The 12,712-nt window shown below is 71.6% G+C and carries 11 protein-coding genes and 2 tRNA genes; 10 read left to right on the forward strand and 3 right to left on the reverse strand.

All coding sequences use genetic code 11. The features are described 5' to 3' along the window. Positions 1-260: 260 nt before the first annotated feature. Positions 261-1,643 carry an amino acid permease gene (locus tag JEK78_RS15465; protein ID WP_200259584.1) on the reverse strand — a complete coding sequence of 461 codons (1,383 nt, stop codon included), beginning with the start codon at positions 1,641-1,643 and terminating at the stop codon, positions 261-263. 392 nt (positions 1,644-2,035) lie between these two features. Here JEK78_RS15465 and JEK78_RS15470 point away from each other — a divergent pair, with 392 nt between their 5' ends. The 4 genes from JEK78_RS15470 (at position 2,036) to JEK78_RS15485 (ending at position 5,840) form a co-directional block, all read left to right on the forward strand. Continuing rightward, a complete protein-coding gene (locus JEK78_RS15470) occupies positions 2,036-2,620 on the forward strand; it encodes a biotin transporter BioY (protein ID WP_200259587.1) in 585 nt (194 codons plus the stop codon). 167 nt (positions 2,621-2,787) lie between these two features. Further along, entirely contained in the window at positions 2,788-3,276 is a 489-nt protein-coding gene (locus tag JEK78_RS15475; RefSeq protein ID WP_200259590.1) for a ribose-5-phosphate isomerase, read from the forward strand. A 200-nt stretch (positions 3,277-3,476) separates the two neighbouring features. Further along, positions 3,477-4,295, forward strand: a complete 819-nt coding sequence (locus JEK78_RS15480; protein WP_200259593.1) for an Fpg/Nei family DNA glycosylase — start codon at positions 3,477-3,479, stop codon at positions 4,293-4,295. 294 nt (positions 4,296-4,589) lie between these two features. After that, entirely contained in the window at positions 4,590-5,840 is a 1,251-nt protein-coding gene (locus tag JEK78_RS15485) for a PP2C family protein-serine/threonine phosphatase (RefSeq protein ID WP_200259595.1), read from the forward strand. A 17-nt stretch (positions 5,841-5,857) separates the two neighbouring features. On the opposite strand, the gene JEK78_RS15490 is transcribed toward JEK78_RS15485, so the two are convergent. Then, positions 5,858-7,081, reverse strand: coding sequence for an acyltransferase family protein (locus JEK78_RS15490; protein WP_200259597.1), 1,224 nt, complete (start codon positions 7,079-7,081; stop codon positions 5,858-5,860). A gap of 678 nt (positions 7,082-7,759) precedes the next feature. Here JEK78_RS15490 and JEK78_RS15495 point away from each other — a divergent pair. Further along, positions 7,760-7,954 carry a hypothetical protein gene (locus JEK78_RS15495; protein ID WP_200259600.1) on the forward strand — a complete coding sequence of 65 codons (195 nt, stop codon included), beginning with the start codon at positions 7,760-7,762 and terminating at the stop codon, positions 7,952-7,954. 174 nt (positions 7,955-8,128) lie between these two features. Then, on the forward strand, positions 8,129-8,839 hold the full coding sequence (locus JEK78_RS15500; protein WP_200259603.1) for a DsbA family oxidoreductase: 711 nt from the start codon (positions 8,129-8,131) through the stop codon (positions 8,837-8,839). 104 nt (positions 8,840-8,943) lie between these two features. Here JEK78_RS15500 and JEK78_RS15505 read toward each other — a convergent pair. Then, positions 8,944-9,017: transfer RNA gene (locus tag JEK78_RS15505), tRNA-Gly, on the reverse strand. A gap of 160 nt (positions 9,018-9,177) precedes the next feature. On the opposite strand from JEK78_RS15505, the gene JEK78_RS15510 reads away from it, so the two are divergent. The 4 genes from JEK78_RS15510 to JEK78_RS15525 all read left to right on the forward strand — a co-directional run bounded on the left by JEK78_RS15510 (position 9,178) and on the right by JEK78_RS15525 (position 12,675). Next, positions 9,178-9,251, forward strand: a tRNA-Pro gene (locus tag JEK78_RS15510). Between the two features lie 322 nt (positions 9,252-9,573). Then, the gene (gene tig / locus JEK78_RS15515; RefSeq protein ID WP_200259606.1) at positions 9,574-10,947 is read left to right on the forward strand and encodes a trigger factor; all 1,374 of its coding nucleotides are present in this window, start codon (positions 9,574-9,576) and stop codon (positions 10,945-10,947) included. A 361-nt stretch (positions 10,948-11,308) separates the two neighbouring features. After that, a complete protein-coding gene (locus JEK78_RS15520) occupies positions 11,309-11,914 on the forward strand; it encodes an ATP-dependent Clp protease proteolytic subunit (RefSeq protein WP_200264198.1) in 606 nt (201 codons plus the stop codon). Positions 11,915-11,967: 53 nt separating this feature from the next. Then, positions 11,968-12,675, forward strand: coding sequence for an ATP-dependent Clp protease proteolytic subunit (locus JEK78_RS15525; protein WP_277953041.1), 708 nt, complete (start codon positions 11,968-11,970; stop codon positions 12,673-12,675). Positions 12,676-12,712: the final 37 nt, after the last annotated feature.

Below are 12,712 nucleotides of genomic sequence, written 5' to 3' on the forward strand. Positions count from 1 at the left end.
TCCCGTCTCTCGGCTCCTTGCCCGTGCCGCACCCGCGAACCTGTCGTCCCGCGAGGCGCCGTCTCCGTCCTCGGTCGACTGAGAGCACCTGAGCGCGCCGAAGGCGGCGCGTCAACCCCGGCTGCGGGCGAAGAGCCGAATCGTCATGGTGAACGCGGCCACTCGGCCGGATACCCGTCCCGCCGGAACGCCCGGAAGACGCCGCGACGGAGGCGCGCCCGAGAACCGGGGGCGCCCCCGTCGTGGAGGTGTGGCGAAGGTCAGGTCGTGCGGGTTCGGCGCCGCTGCCACGCGTAGCCGACCGCGGCGAGGGCCAGCGTCATGGCGCCGGTGGAGTACAACTGCACCCGCGTTCCGGGCTCCCGCGCCATGAGAACGAACACCGTCGCCATACCGGCCAGCGCGAGCCAGGTCAGGAAGGGGAAGGCCCACATCCGGACCACCAGCCGGTCGGGCGCCTCGCGTTCCACGCGGCGGCGCAGCCGGAGCTGTGACACGGCGATGAAGACCCAGACCACCAGGATCACCGCGCCGATCATGTTCAGCAGCCAAGGGAACACGTCGTCGGGCCGCCAGTAGCTGAGCAGGACGCAGCCGAAGCCGAAGACGCAGGAGGCCAGTACCGCGACACGGGGCACCCGCGCGGAGACCCGCCCCAGTGCCTTCGGGCCCTGGCCCCGCTCGACCAGGGAGTAGGCGATGCGGGAGGCGCCGTAGATGTTGGCGTTCATGGCGCTGAGGAGGGCCACCAGCACCACGACGTTCATCAGCTCCCCGGCGCCCGGGATTCCCAGGGCGTCGAGCGCGGCGACGTACGGCCCGTCCGACACGACCGTGGGGGAGTCCCACGGCACGAGGGTCACGATGACGGCCATCGATCCGATGTAGAAGAGGGCGATGCGCCACATGGCCGTGCGGACGGCGGAGGCCACGCCCTTCACCGGGTTCTCCGACTCGGCCGCGGCGATCGTCACCGTCTCCAGGCCGCCGTAGGCGAACACGGAGGCGAGCAGGCCGATCACCAGTCCCTCGCCGCCGTTGGGCAGCAGCTCGGTGAGGTTGCCGGTACCCGGTGAGTCGGTTCCGGGCAGCACCCCGGTGATCGCGAGCACGCCGAGCACCAGGAAGAGGCTGATGGCGATGACCTTGAGCGCCGCGAACCAGAACTCGAACTCGCCGAACTTCTTCACCGCGGCCAGGTTGGTCGCGCAGAAGGCCAGCATGAACAGCGCCACCCACGGCCACTCGGGGGTGCCCGGCAGCCAACCGGTGACGATCTTCGCCGCGCCGATCGCCTCCAGACCCACGGCCGTGCAGAGCAGCACCCAGAACGACCAGCCCGCCGTGAACCCGGCCCAGGGGCCGAACGCCCGCTCGGCGTGCGCGGAGAAGGAACCCGAGGAGGGATACGCCGCCGACATCTCGCCGAGCATCCGCATCACCAGCATCACCAGGAGGCCGGACAGCGCGTAGGCGAGCACGATCGAGGGACCGGCGGCGGCGATGCCCGCACCGGAGCCGACGAACAGTCCGGCGCCGATCACGCCGCCCAGGGCGATCATCGACAGGTGGCGCTGCTTGAGGCCGTGGGAGAGGGAGGCTTCGTCCGCTCTCGGCGGTGTCCCGGTGGTGGTGCTGGACATCAGGCGGGTCGTCCCATGGGTGCGGAGGGGGTGACGCGGTCGGGTGCGTGGTGGGCGGGAGGCGCCACGGACAAAAACACCCACAGTTTCCGCGCTTGTCGGAAACCGCCGCACCCGGCGTCCATTATGCGGACACTCTCGACACGCACGGTGTTCACGTCGCGACGCGAGAAGCGCCGGAGCGGCGTCCCCGCTCCTCGCGGTCCGCCGTCGTGACGCCCGGCACCCGCGACGGGTGACCGGTGTCACCCGCCGTGTCCCCCGCGGCCGCGGCGTTGTCGGAGGCCCACCAACTCCCGGTGTCGCGCTTGTCGACGGCTGACGGTGAGCGCCTCCGAAGGCCTGGGATAGCGTCGCCGTGTCCCGCCCTGCCACCCCACAGCGGAGTCCCCATGAGCAGCCTTGCCGCAGTACCCGCCCGGACCGGCACGGTCCTCGTCGACCTCCTCCCCGCCTCCCGAGTCCGCGACGGGGCCCTGGTGCTCGGCGGCGCCGCGCTCACCGGCCTCGCCGCCCAGCTCGCGGTGCCCGTGCCGGGATCGCCGGTCCCGGTGACCGGCCAGACACTGGCCGCGCTGCTGGTCGGGACGGCCCTGGGTGCAGGGCGCGGATTCCTCTCCCTGGCCGTGTACGCGCTGGTGGGCATGGCGGGTGTGCCCTGGTTCGCCGGCGGCGGATCGGGAGCGGGCGCGCCCTCGCTGGGCTATGTCTTCGGCATGCTGCTCGCCGCCGCCGCCGTGGGGGCGCTGGCCCGTCGGGGCGCCGACCGGTCGGCGTGGCGCATGGCCGGGACGATGCTGGTCGGCGAGGCGATCATCTACGCCGTCGGAGTGCCGTACCTGGCCCTGTCCACGGGGATGTCCGCCACCGCGGCCCTCGCGGCGGGACTGGTCCCCTTCCTCGTGGGCGACGCCCTGAAGGCGGCCCTGGCCATGGGCCTGCTGCCGACCGCCTGGAAGCTTCTCGACAGGAGCTGACCCGCCGCCCGGCCCGAGACGGAGCCCGTCACGCGCCCGCCGACCGTCCCGACCCCGGCACGGTCGGCGGGCGCGTCGCACCGCCCCGGCGCCGAGGACGCGGCCCCCGGGGCACCCCGCGGCGGCCCCGAACCCCCGCCGCGTGCGGGGCGTGTCAGACTCTCCCCATGCGCGTCTACATCGGTTCCGACCATGCCGGCTTCGACCTCAAGAACCACCTCGTGGGATGGCTCAAGGCCGCGGGCCACGAGCCCGTCGACTGCGGCCCGCACATCTACGACGCCGAGGACGACTACCCCCCCTTCTGCCTGCGCGCCGCCCGACGGACCGCCGAGGACGCCGACGCTCTCGGCATCGTGATCGGAGGTTCGGGCAACGGCGAGCAGATCGCCGCGAACAAGGTGAAGGGCGTCCGCGCCGCCCTGGCCTGGAGCGAGGAGACCGCCTCCCTCGGCCGCCTGCACAACAACGCCAACGTGGTGGCGGTCGGCGCGCGCATGCACACGCCGGAAGAGGCGACCTCGTTCGTCGCGACGTTCCTCGACACCTCCTTCTCCGGGGAGGAGCGGCACGTCCGCCGTATCGAGATGCTCTCCGCCTACGAGACCACCGGAGAACTGCCGGCCATCCCGGCCCACCACCCGACCGCCTCGTAGCGGCGCCCGGCGAACCCGGCGCGCCTCCCCGAACCGGGGCGCGCCGGCACCCGATCCCGAGGCCCGCTTCTCGCGGCGGATGTCGCCCCGGCGACCCCGCCCGCCGGACCTCGGCGCGCCGGCGAGCCGCCGGCCCCCCGGAGAATCCGACCCACCGACGGTCCGGCCCCAGCCCCCGGCCGGAGGAAACGGACGTCCTCGTGCCGGAAGGGCACACCATCCACCGCCTCGCGCGGGACTACGCGGCCACCTTCGGCGGCGGGGTCGTCCGGGCGACCAGCCCCCAGGGCCGGTTCGGCGAGGCCGCCGCGCTCCTGGACGGCACTCCGCTCCGGGCCGCGGACGCGCACGGCAAGCATCTGTTCCTGGGGTTCGGCTCCGACGAGGAGGCCGACTGGGTCCACATCCATCTAGGGCTCTTCGGGAAGGTCGCCTTCGGCCCGGCCCCCGCGCCCCCACCGACCGACACCGTCCGGCTGCGGCTGTCGAGCGACTCCGCGCACGTCGACCTCCGCGGCCCCGCCACCTGCGCCCTGATCACGGGAGCCGAGAAGCGCGCCGTGCACGAGCGACTCGGCCCCGATCCGCTGCGCCCGGACGCGGATCCGGCGGCGGCCTACTGCCGGATCCGCCGCAGCCGCGCGGGCGTCGCCGCGCTGCTCATGGACCAGAGGGTCGTCGCGGGCGTGGGCAACGTCTACCGCGCGGAGGTCCTGTTCCGCCAGGGCCTGGACCCCCACCGACCTGGGCGGGAGATCGAGCCCGGCCGTTGGGACGCGCTCTGGGCCGACCTCGTCGAGCTGATGGGGCAAGGGGTGCGACGCGACCGGATCGACACCGTCCGGCGCGCCCACACGCCCGAGGCCATGGGGCGACCGCCTCGGGTCGACGCCCACGGCGGCGAGGTCTACGTCTACCGCAGGGCGGGGCAGAAGTGCCATGTGTGCGGCGGCGGCATCCGCACGGCGGAGCTGGCGGGGCGCAACCTCTTCTGGTGCCCCGGGTGCCAGCGCGGCTGACACCGACGAGCGCCTCGGCGCTCCCGGTCGACTCGGACCGCCGGCCGCGGCGGGGCCCACCGCTGCCGGAGCGGCCTGACGGTCCCCGGCCCCGCCCACGCCGCCGCTCGGAAGCGATGCGGCGGCCGGGGCGCCGCCTGCGGCGCGTCACCGCGGAAGCGACCGGTTTCCTCCCGGCGGCACCGCACGGGGGCGCGGGGTGGCGAAAGTCACCGACGGGGTCGGGTCTCGGACGGGGGACAACCGGGGCCTCCCGTGCCAAGTGTCCGCCGTGATGGATAGGGTCCCGAACTGATGACAGCAGGACGAGAGCGGCGCGCGGCGGCCGACACGCTTCCTGCCCGGTTGCGCAAGCGGTGGCACCGGGCACGCATCGGCCTGCGTCGGTCCGCGGTGGACTACTTCCGGGGCGACGGATCCGACTGGATCGCGTTGGTCGGTCTGTTCCTGACGATCCCGGTGATCGCGCTCACCACGATGGCCAACCCCCTCTGGGTCGCTCCCTCCGCCCTCGTCCTGCCCATCGTCGCCGGCGGCCTGCTGCTGCGACCGGCCAGTCTGCTGGGCCTGTACGCGGCGGCGGCCGGAGCCCTGATCGTGGAGTCGGTCGCCCTCGGCCCCTACACCGAGGGCCCCTCGCGAGTGACGCCGGGCGTTGTACTGGTCGTCGCCGCGTGCGGCCTCTTCGGTCTGCTGCTGGCACAGTTCCGGAGTCGGGTGGGCGTCCCGTGGCGGCGTGGCGGCACCATGCTGTTCGACCTGCGCGAGCGGATCCGGGTGCAGAGCAAGCTGCCCAAGCTCCCGCCCGGATGGCACCGCGAGATGGCCCTGCGGCCGGCCGGCGGGCAGTCCTTCTCCGGCGACTTCGTGGTCGCCGCGCGCACCAACGGCGGACGCACCCTTGAGGTCGTCCTCACGGACGTGTCCGGCAAGGGCATGGACGCCGGCTCGCGGGCCCTGCTGCTCTCGGGCGCCTTCGGCGGACTCCTGGGCAGTCTGCCGCCGCACGCGTTCCTGCCGGCCGCCAACGGCTATCTGCTGCGCCAGGACTGGGACGAGGGGTTCGCGACCTCCATCCACCTCGTGCTGGAACTCGACTCCGGCGACTACGAGCTGTATTCGGCCGGGCACCCGCCCGGCCTGCACCTGAGCGCCGGCAGCGGCCGGTGGGAGCAGAAGGCGGCGGACGGACCGCTGCTCGGGGTCTACGACGGCGCGCGGTTCGACTCGGTCAAGGGCTCGCTGCGCCCCGGCGACGTGCTGATGCTCTTCACCGACGGTCTGGTGGAGACCTCCGACCGGGACATCGTCGAGGGCATCGACCGGCTCACCGGCGAGGCGGACGGCTACGTCGCCGGCGGTTTCCACGGAGCCGCCTGGCATCTGATCGAGGCGGTCGCCAAGGACGTCAACGACGACCGGGCGCTGCTGTTGATCTGTCGGGAGGGCGCCTCGGTCCACGCTCGGGCCGGCCGGACGGAGGCGTCGCGGGCGACCGCGCGCGGGACCGCCGAGGGCCGGGACATGGCGGCCCCGTCACCCTGAGGCGACGGGGCCGTCCGTCAACGCGGAGTCGTGCCTCCCGGGGCGCTCCCGACGCCGGCCCCGCCGGGGGGCGCGGGCTTCGGTGGTCCCGCCTCGGACGGAGGCGTCGCGCGCGGGGGTCCGGCGCCGTCGCTGCGGGCCGGTTCGCCCGAGGGCTTGCGGAACGCCCACTCCATGCGGGGCTCCACCATGAAACGCATGACCTTTCGGACCGGTGGGGTGCACAGCAGGGTCATGACCGTCGCGGCGAGCACCGTCAGCGCCGCCGCCCCGACGGTGCCGTGCAGGGCCGGATTCTCGAACCATCCGGAGTACTCGCCCTGCTTCACGAGCAGACCGTGCGCCAAGTAGGCGTAGAGAGTGCCCGCGCCCAGAGCCGTGAACCAGACCCGCCGGCCCGGGACCAGTGCGAAGAAGCAGCCGGTGAGCACGACGGACGTGCCGAACAGGATCAGCGTGTGGACCGGCCCCTGCCACCACGGAGCCCCCAGGTCCTGAGCCGCCGCGTTGTGGTAGAGCCAGCCCGTCTTCAAGACGGGCGCGGTCCACCACGCCAGGTACACGGCGAGCGCCGCGACGGGCACCGCCGCGATCCGTGCCGTGCGCCGGCGCACCCATGCGAAGTGCTCGGGGCGCAGTACCAGGCCCAGGACGAAGAACGGCAGGAACTGCAGCAGCCGCTGGAGGTCCAGATCGTCCCCGATCCCCGGCGAGGCCGACGCCAGCGCGGCGATGCCCAGCGCGATCGGCAGCGGCCACCGCACCGTGCGCCAGATCGGGGTGGTGAGCCGCCACACGAACAGGGCACAGAGGAACCACAGCATGTAGCCGGGGTTCAGGAGGCTGAAGGCCGCGTCGGCGGAACCGCCCGCGTAGCGCCTGTGCAGCGTGTAGACGACCTCGAACACGAGATAGGGGACGAGGACGCCGGTGAGCAGTCGCTTGACGCGTTTCGGGCTCATGTCGAAGCCGCGTGAGAAATAGCCGGCGATGACGATGAAGGCGGGCATGTGGAAGGCGTACACGACGCGGTACAGGGTTTCCACGGCGACGTTGTCGCTCATGATCTGACCCCAGGTGTGACCCACACCGACCAACAGGATCGCCAGGAACTTGGCATTGTCGAAGAAGTCGTCCCGCCCGGCTGGAGATTCCGCCCGTCTCTCCGTCGCTCTCACCGTTCTCTCAGGTGGGGGCGGTGCGTCGACGCGGTCGGCCGTCCGGAGCGGATCGTTCTTCATACGCCCTCCCGCCCGCCGTCGAGCGAGCGGGTCCACGACCCGGCGCACCGCGGGGGTGACATCGTGACACTGCACATTGGACGCACCTTAGCGACGGGTACGGGATTTCGAGAAACCCCTGACGGACAGCGCTGCTCGCTATGTCGCGTCTCACTCGCGCAGGACCTGGAGGGCACGGGGAGGGCTCCTTCCTGAAAGGCGCACATATCAGACATCGGAGGGTGAGTCGTTGCTGCGATCCGTTCGATCGGGATGGTTATCAGTGCTGTCGCGGAGAATCGCCGGATATCGACTCCTTGTCAGAGCATGCCCGATCTCTGTTCGATCCTCCTGCGGCAGCGGGGTGAGAGTCCGCGCGGTGGTCGAGTGGCCCCGTCCCGGGGCGCGGGGCCCGGGTGGGGGCGAGGCGGCGCGGTCGGCCCTCGCAGGGGGAGCGGTCGGCGTGGCGCGGTCGGTTCCCCGGGCGTCGTGAACGGTCGAACCCCTTTGCTGTGTCGTGCGTTCGGCCCGGTGGCGACGGGGGCTCGGCCCGGTGCGCGCCGTCGGATCGGCCCGGGCGGGCCGGCCGGTCGTCACCTCCCGCATGACATGGCCGGGTTGGTGGCACGATGGTTCTGGCGGGGGTGTGCCGATCACGTCCCATGCCGGGGTGCGGATCGATCGAGGGTGTGATCAGTTGTGGCCATTTCGCTGTCCGTGGTGCTGCTCTTGGCGATCATCATGATCGTGTTGCTCCGGGGCGGCTCGCTCAAGCCCGGGCCCGCGGTCGTCGCGGCACTCTTCGGCTTCTTCCTGGCGTCGAGCGGCCTGGCGCCGTCGATCAACCGGCTCCTCGGGTCGATAGGCGAGATGATCAATTCGATCAGGTTCTGATCGTCGCGCCGGTCCGGCCTGGCTGTCGGCGGGAGGGGTGCCCGGGTGCCGGTTCGCCTCTCCGGGGTCGCGGGATGCCGGGTCGATGTTTCAGGTGAGAAATATCGACGGCCGGAGTCGTGTTGGGCGGGGAGAGCGGAAGGCCCGCCGAACAGCGTGGAAGGGATCACGGTCGTGCGCGTGGAGATCTGGGGCGACATCAACTGCCCGTGGTGCTATGTGGGCAAGGAGCGCTTCGCGAAGGCGCTCGAAGCCTTCCCGCACAAGGACGAGGTGGAGGTCGTGCACCGGTCCTTCGAACTCGATCCGAGCCTCGGTCCCGGGCCCGCGAGGCCGGTGATCCCGGCGCTGGCCGCCAAGTACGGGATCAGCCTGGACCAGGCCCGGCAGGCCGAACAGCGCATCGGTGAGCACGCGCACGCCGAGGGCCTCGCGTATCGCGGGGCCGACCGTGACACCGCGAGCACCTTCGACATGCACCGGATGCTCCACCTCGCCAAGCGGCGTGGCGTCCAGGAGAACCTGCTGAACCTTCTCTACCGCGCCAACTTCGTCGAGAACTCCGCCTTCGCCGAAGGACGCCTGCTGGAGCTGGCGGTCGAGGCGGGCCTGGGCGAGACGGAGGCGGCGGAACTGCTCGCCGACCGTTCGGTCCTGGCGGACGAGGTCCGCGAGGACCAGGCGACGGCCGCCGCGATGGGGGCCACCGGGGTGCCCTTCGTCGTCTTCGACCGGCGCCTTGGCGTCTCCGGGGCACAGCCCGTGGAGACCTTCGGCGCGGCGCTCCGCCAGGCCTGGGACAGCCGTCCGGAGGGGCCGGTGGCGAGCCTCGACGACGCGGTCGCCGAGACGTGCGGTCCGGAGGGCTGCCCCGTCCCGGGGTGACCGACGGCGGGGAGGGGCCGGGTCACCCGGCCCACGCCGCCGAGCCCGGAAAGCGATCGGGGCCAGGTCGGAGGAAACAGCCTCCGACCTGGCCCCGAATCAGCTGGAGCGGGCGACGGGAATCGAACCCGCGTAGCCAGTTTGGAAGACTGGGGCTCTACCATTGAGCTACGCCCGCACGGCGATCCGTCGATCGGGAGATCGCGGCGCCGGAGGCATCTTAGCGGGTTCCGCCCCTCGCGCGCACACCGCCCGTCGCCGTCCGCCCCGCCCGGTCCGATCGGCGCGTGCCGTGATCGCTCCCGTGCGCGGCCATGTACCCTACGTTTCGCACCAGACGGGGTGTGGCGCAGCTTGGTAGCGCGTCCGCTTTGGGAGCGGAAGGCCGTGGGTTCAAATCCCGCCACCCCGACCCACAGTCGAGCGACCCGTTCGGCCCTCCTCCCGGCGCGTGGCCCGCTCGCCCGCACTCGTGCGGCGGTGCCGGCGCCCGGCCGGTGGGCTCCTCCCGCCTCTCGGCGGCGCTCGGCGCGCGCGGGGAGTCGGGATGTCCATGTCCGGTCGTGCCTCCGATCACCTCGCGTGATCGCCTTTTGGGCCGTGTAGCGGCTGCCGTTACTATGCAGGCTGCACGCCCGTGTGTCTCATCCTGTGCAGTCCTCCGGGCGGCGAAATCCGCCGGGCCGCTCTGGCCCCGGCAGAACCCAAGAAGTCAGCCACAAGGAGACCGAACCGTGAAGAGCGCCGTGGAGACCCTGAACCCGACTCGGGTTCGGCTCACTGTCGAGGTGCCCTTCGAGGAGCTCAAGGACAGCCTCGACGCGGCGTACAAGAAGATCAACCAGCAGGTCACGGTGAAGGGCTTCCGCAAGGGCAAGGTCCCGGCACGCGTCATCGACCAGCGGTTCGGCCGCGGCGCGGTGCTGGAGGAAGCCGTCAACGACGCGCTGCCGCGGTTCTACACCGACGCCGTGAACGAGGCGGAGCTGAGCCCGCTCGGCCAGCCCGAGGTCGACATCACCGACCTGAAGGACGGCGAGACGCTCAACTTCACGGCCGAGGTCGACGTCCGCCCGGCGCTGGAGATCCCCGACTACTCGGGCATCGAGGTCGAGGTCGACGCGGTCGAGGTCACCGACGAGGACGTGGCCGAGTCGGTCGAGCAGCTGCGCGAGCGTTTCGCCTCGACGACCCCGGTCGAGCGCGCCGCCGAGGACGGCGACGTCGTCACCCTGGATCTGCGGGCCAAGGTCGACGGAGAGGTCCTCGAAGACGGCGTGGCCGACGGCGTCTCCTACACCATCGGTTCGGGCGAGCTGCTGGACGGCATCGACGAGGCCGTCACGGGTCTGGAGGCGGGCGGCGAGGCCACCTTCACCTCCGAGTTGAAGGGCGGCTCCGCGGCCGGCAAGGAGGCCGAGGTCACCGTCACGGTCTCCCAGGTCGCCAAGCGTGAGCTGCCCGAGCTGGACGACGAGTTCGCCCAGCTCGCCTCGGAGTTCGACACGCTGGAGGAGCTGCGTGCGGACAGCCGTGATCGGCTGACCGAGCGCAAGCGGTACGACCAGGCCACGCAGGCTCAGGAGCGCGTCCTGGAGAAGCTGCTGGAGCTGGTCGAGGTTCCCGTCCCCGAGAAGCTTCTCGACGACGAGATCAACACCCGCAAGCACAACCTGGAGCACCACCAGCTCGGGCAGATGGGCCTGACCCTCGACAAGTACCTGGAGATCCAGGGCAAGTCGGCCGAGGAGTTCGACGACGAGACCCGGCAGGCCGCGGTCAAGGGGATCAAGACCCAGTTCGTCCTGGACGAGCTGGTCAAGCAGGAGAAGCTCAACGTCAACCAGGAGGAGCTCACCGAGCACCTCATGCGCCGCGCCTCGTCCTCGGGCATGTCCCCGGACCAGTTCGCGCAGGCCGTCGTCGAGCAGGGCCAGGTGCCGCTGCTCGTCGGCGAGGTCGCTCGCGGCAAGGCCCTGGCCTCCGTCGTCGAGAAGGCGACCGTGAAGGACACCAACGGCGAGACCGTCGACCTGGACGACGACGAGGACTCCGCCGAGGCCGAGGTCGTCGAGGCCGCCGAGGCCGAGGAGAAGACCGAGAGCTGACCGCTCCACCCCGGCGTGGCACGACGGGCCCCGGAGGATCACGACGCTGTCGATGATCGCCCCGGGGCCCGTCGTGCTCGCCCGGTCGTGCGGGTCGGCGGGCGTCTCCCACGGAAGGGCGGTCGGTGCCGCCAGCCCTGGCGGGTCGGGGCCGCCGGGGGCGTGCGCCGCCGCCCGAGACGCCCGCCGCCGCTACGCCCCCGGCGAACACTCCGGCTACCGGGATTCCCGGAAGGGACCAGCGCGTTAGGGTCCATGAACAAGAGGGCGGTGGAGTCGCCGGACGGCTCCAGCCCCGCAGGCAAACGTGAGACGGCCCGGCGCCGTCGCAAGACGAGCAGGTGGATACGTGACGAATCTGATGCCCTCCGCCGCCGGCGAGCCCTCCATCGGTGGTGGCCTCGGCGACCAGGTCTACAACCGGCTGCTCAACGAGCGGATCATCTTCCTCGGTCAGCCGGTGGACGACGACATCGCGAACAAGATCACCGCACAGTTGCTGCTCCTTGCCGCCGACCCGGACAAGGACATCTATCTCTACATCAACAGCCCCGGCGGATCGATCACCGCCGGAATGGCGATCTACGACACCATGCAGTACATCAGGAACGACGTGGTGACCATCGCCATGGGCCTGGCCGCCTCGATGGGCCAGTTCCTGCTCAGCGCCGGGACGCCCGGCAAGCGTTTCGCGCTGCCCAACGCCGAGATCCTGATCCACCAGCCCTCGGCGGGCCTGGCGGGTTCGGCCTCGGACATCAAGATCCACGCCGAGCGGCTGCTGCACACCAAGAGGCGGATGGCCGAGCTCACGTCCCAGCACACCGGCCAGAGCGTCGAGCAGATCACGCGTGACTCCGACCGCGACCGCTGGTTCGACGCCGCCGAGGCCAAGGAGTACGGCCTGATCGACGACGTGATGCACACGGCCGCCGGCATGCCGGGCGGTGGCGGCACCGGGGCCTGAGCGCCCCGTCCCAGCCCCCGGCCGACCACCCCAGCCTCTTCCCAGGAGACACTGTGAACGACTTCCCCGGCCGCGGCCTCTACGACCGCATGGCCGCCGAACAGGCCACGGCCGCCGCACAGGGCCGGTACACCGGCCCGCAGGCGGAGTCCCGCTACGTGATCCCCCGCTTCGTGGAGCGCACCTCCCAGGGGGTCCGCGAGTACGACCCGTACGCCAAGCTCTTCGAGGAGCGGGTCATCTTCCTCGGCGTCCAGATCGACGACGCCTCGGCCAACGACGTGATGGCCCAGCTGCTGTGCCTGGAGTCGATGGACCCCGACCGGGACATCTCGATCTACATCAACAGCCCCGGCGGCTCCTTCACCGCGCTCACGGCGATCTACGACACCATGCAGTACGTCGGCGCGGACATCCAGACCGTCTGCATGGGCCAGGCCGCGTCGGCGGCGGCGATCCTGCTCGCGGCCGGCACCCCGGGCAAGCGCATGGCGCTGCCCAACGCCCGGGTCCTCATCCACCAGCCGTACAGCGAGACCGGTCGCGGTCAGGTCTCCGACCTGGAGATCGCCGCCAACGAGATCCTGCGGATGCGCTCCCAGCTGGAGGACCTGCTGGCCAAGCACTCCACCCGGTCCATCGAGCAGATCCGCGAGGACATCGAGCGCGACAAGATCCTCACCGCCGAGGACGCGCTGGAGTACGGCATGATCGACCAGGTCATCACGACCCGCAAGATGGACAACTCCTCCCTGCGCTGAGGCACAGGTGGCCGTAATCCCCGCCGCCCCGGGCAGG

Source organism: Streptomyces sp. HSG2 (assembly GCF_016598575.1).
Taxonomy (GTDB): Bacteria; Actinomycetota; Actinomycetes; order Streptomycetales; family Streptomycetaceae; genus Streptomyces.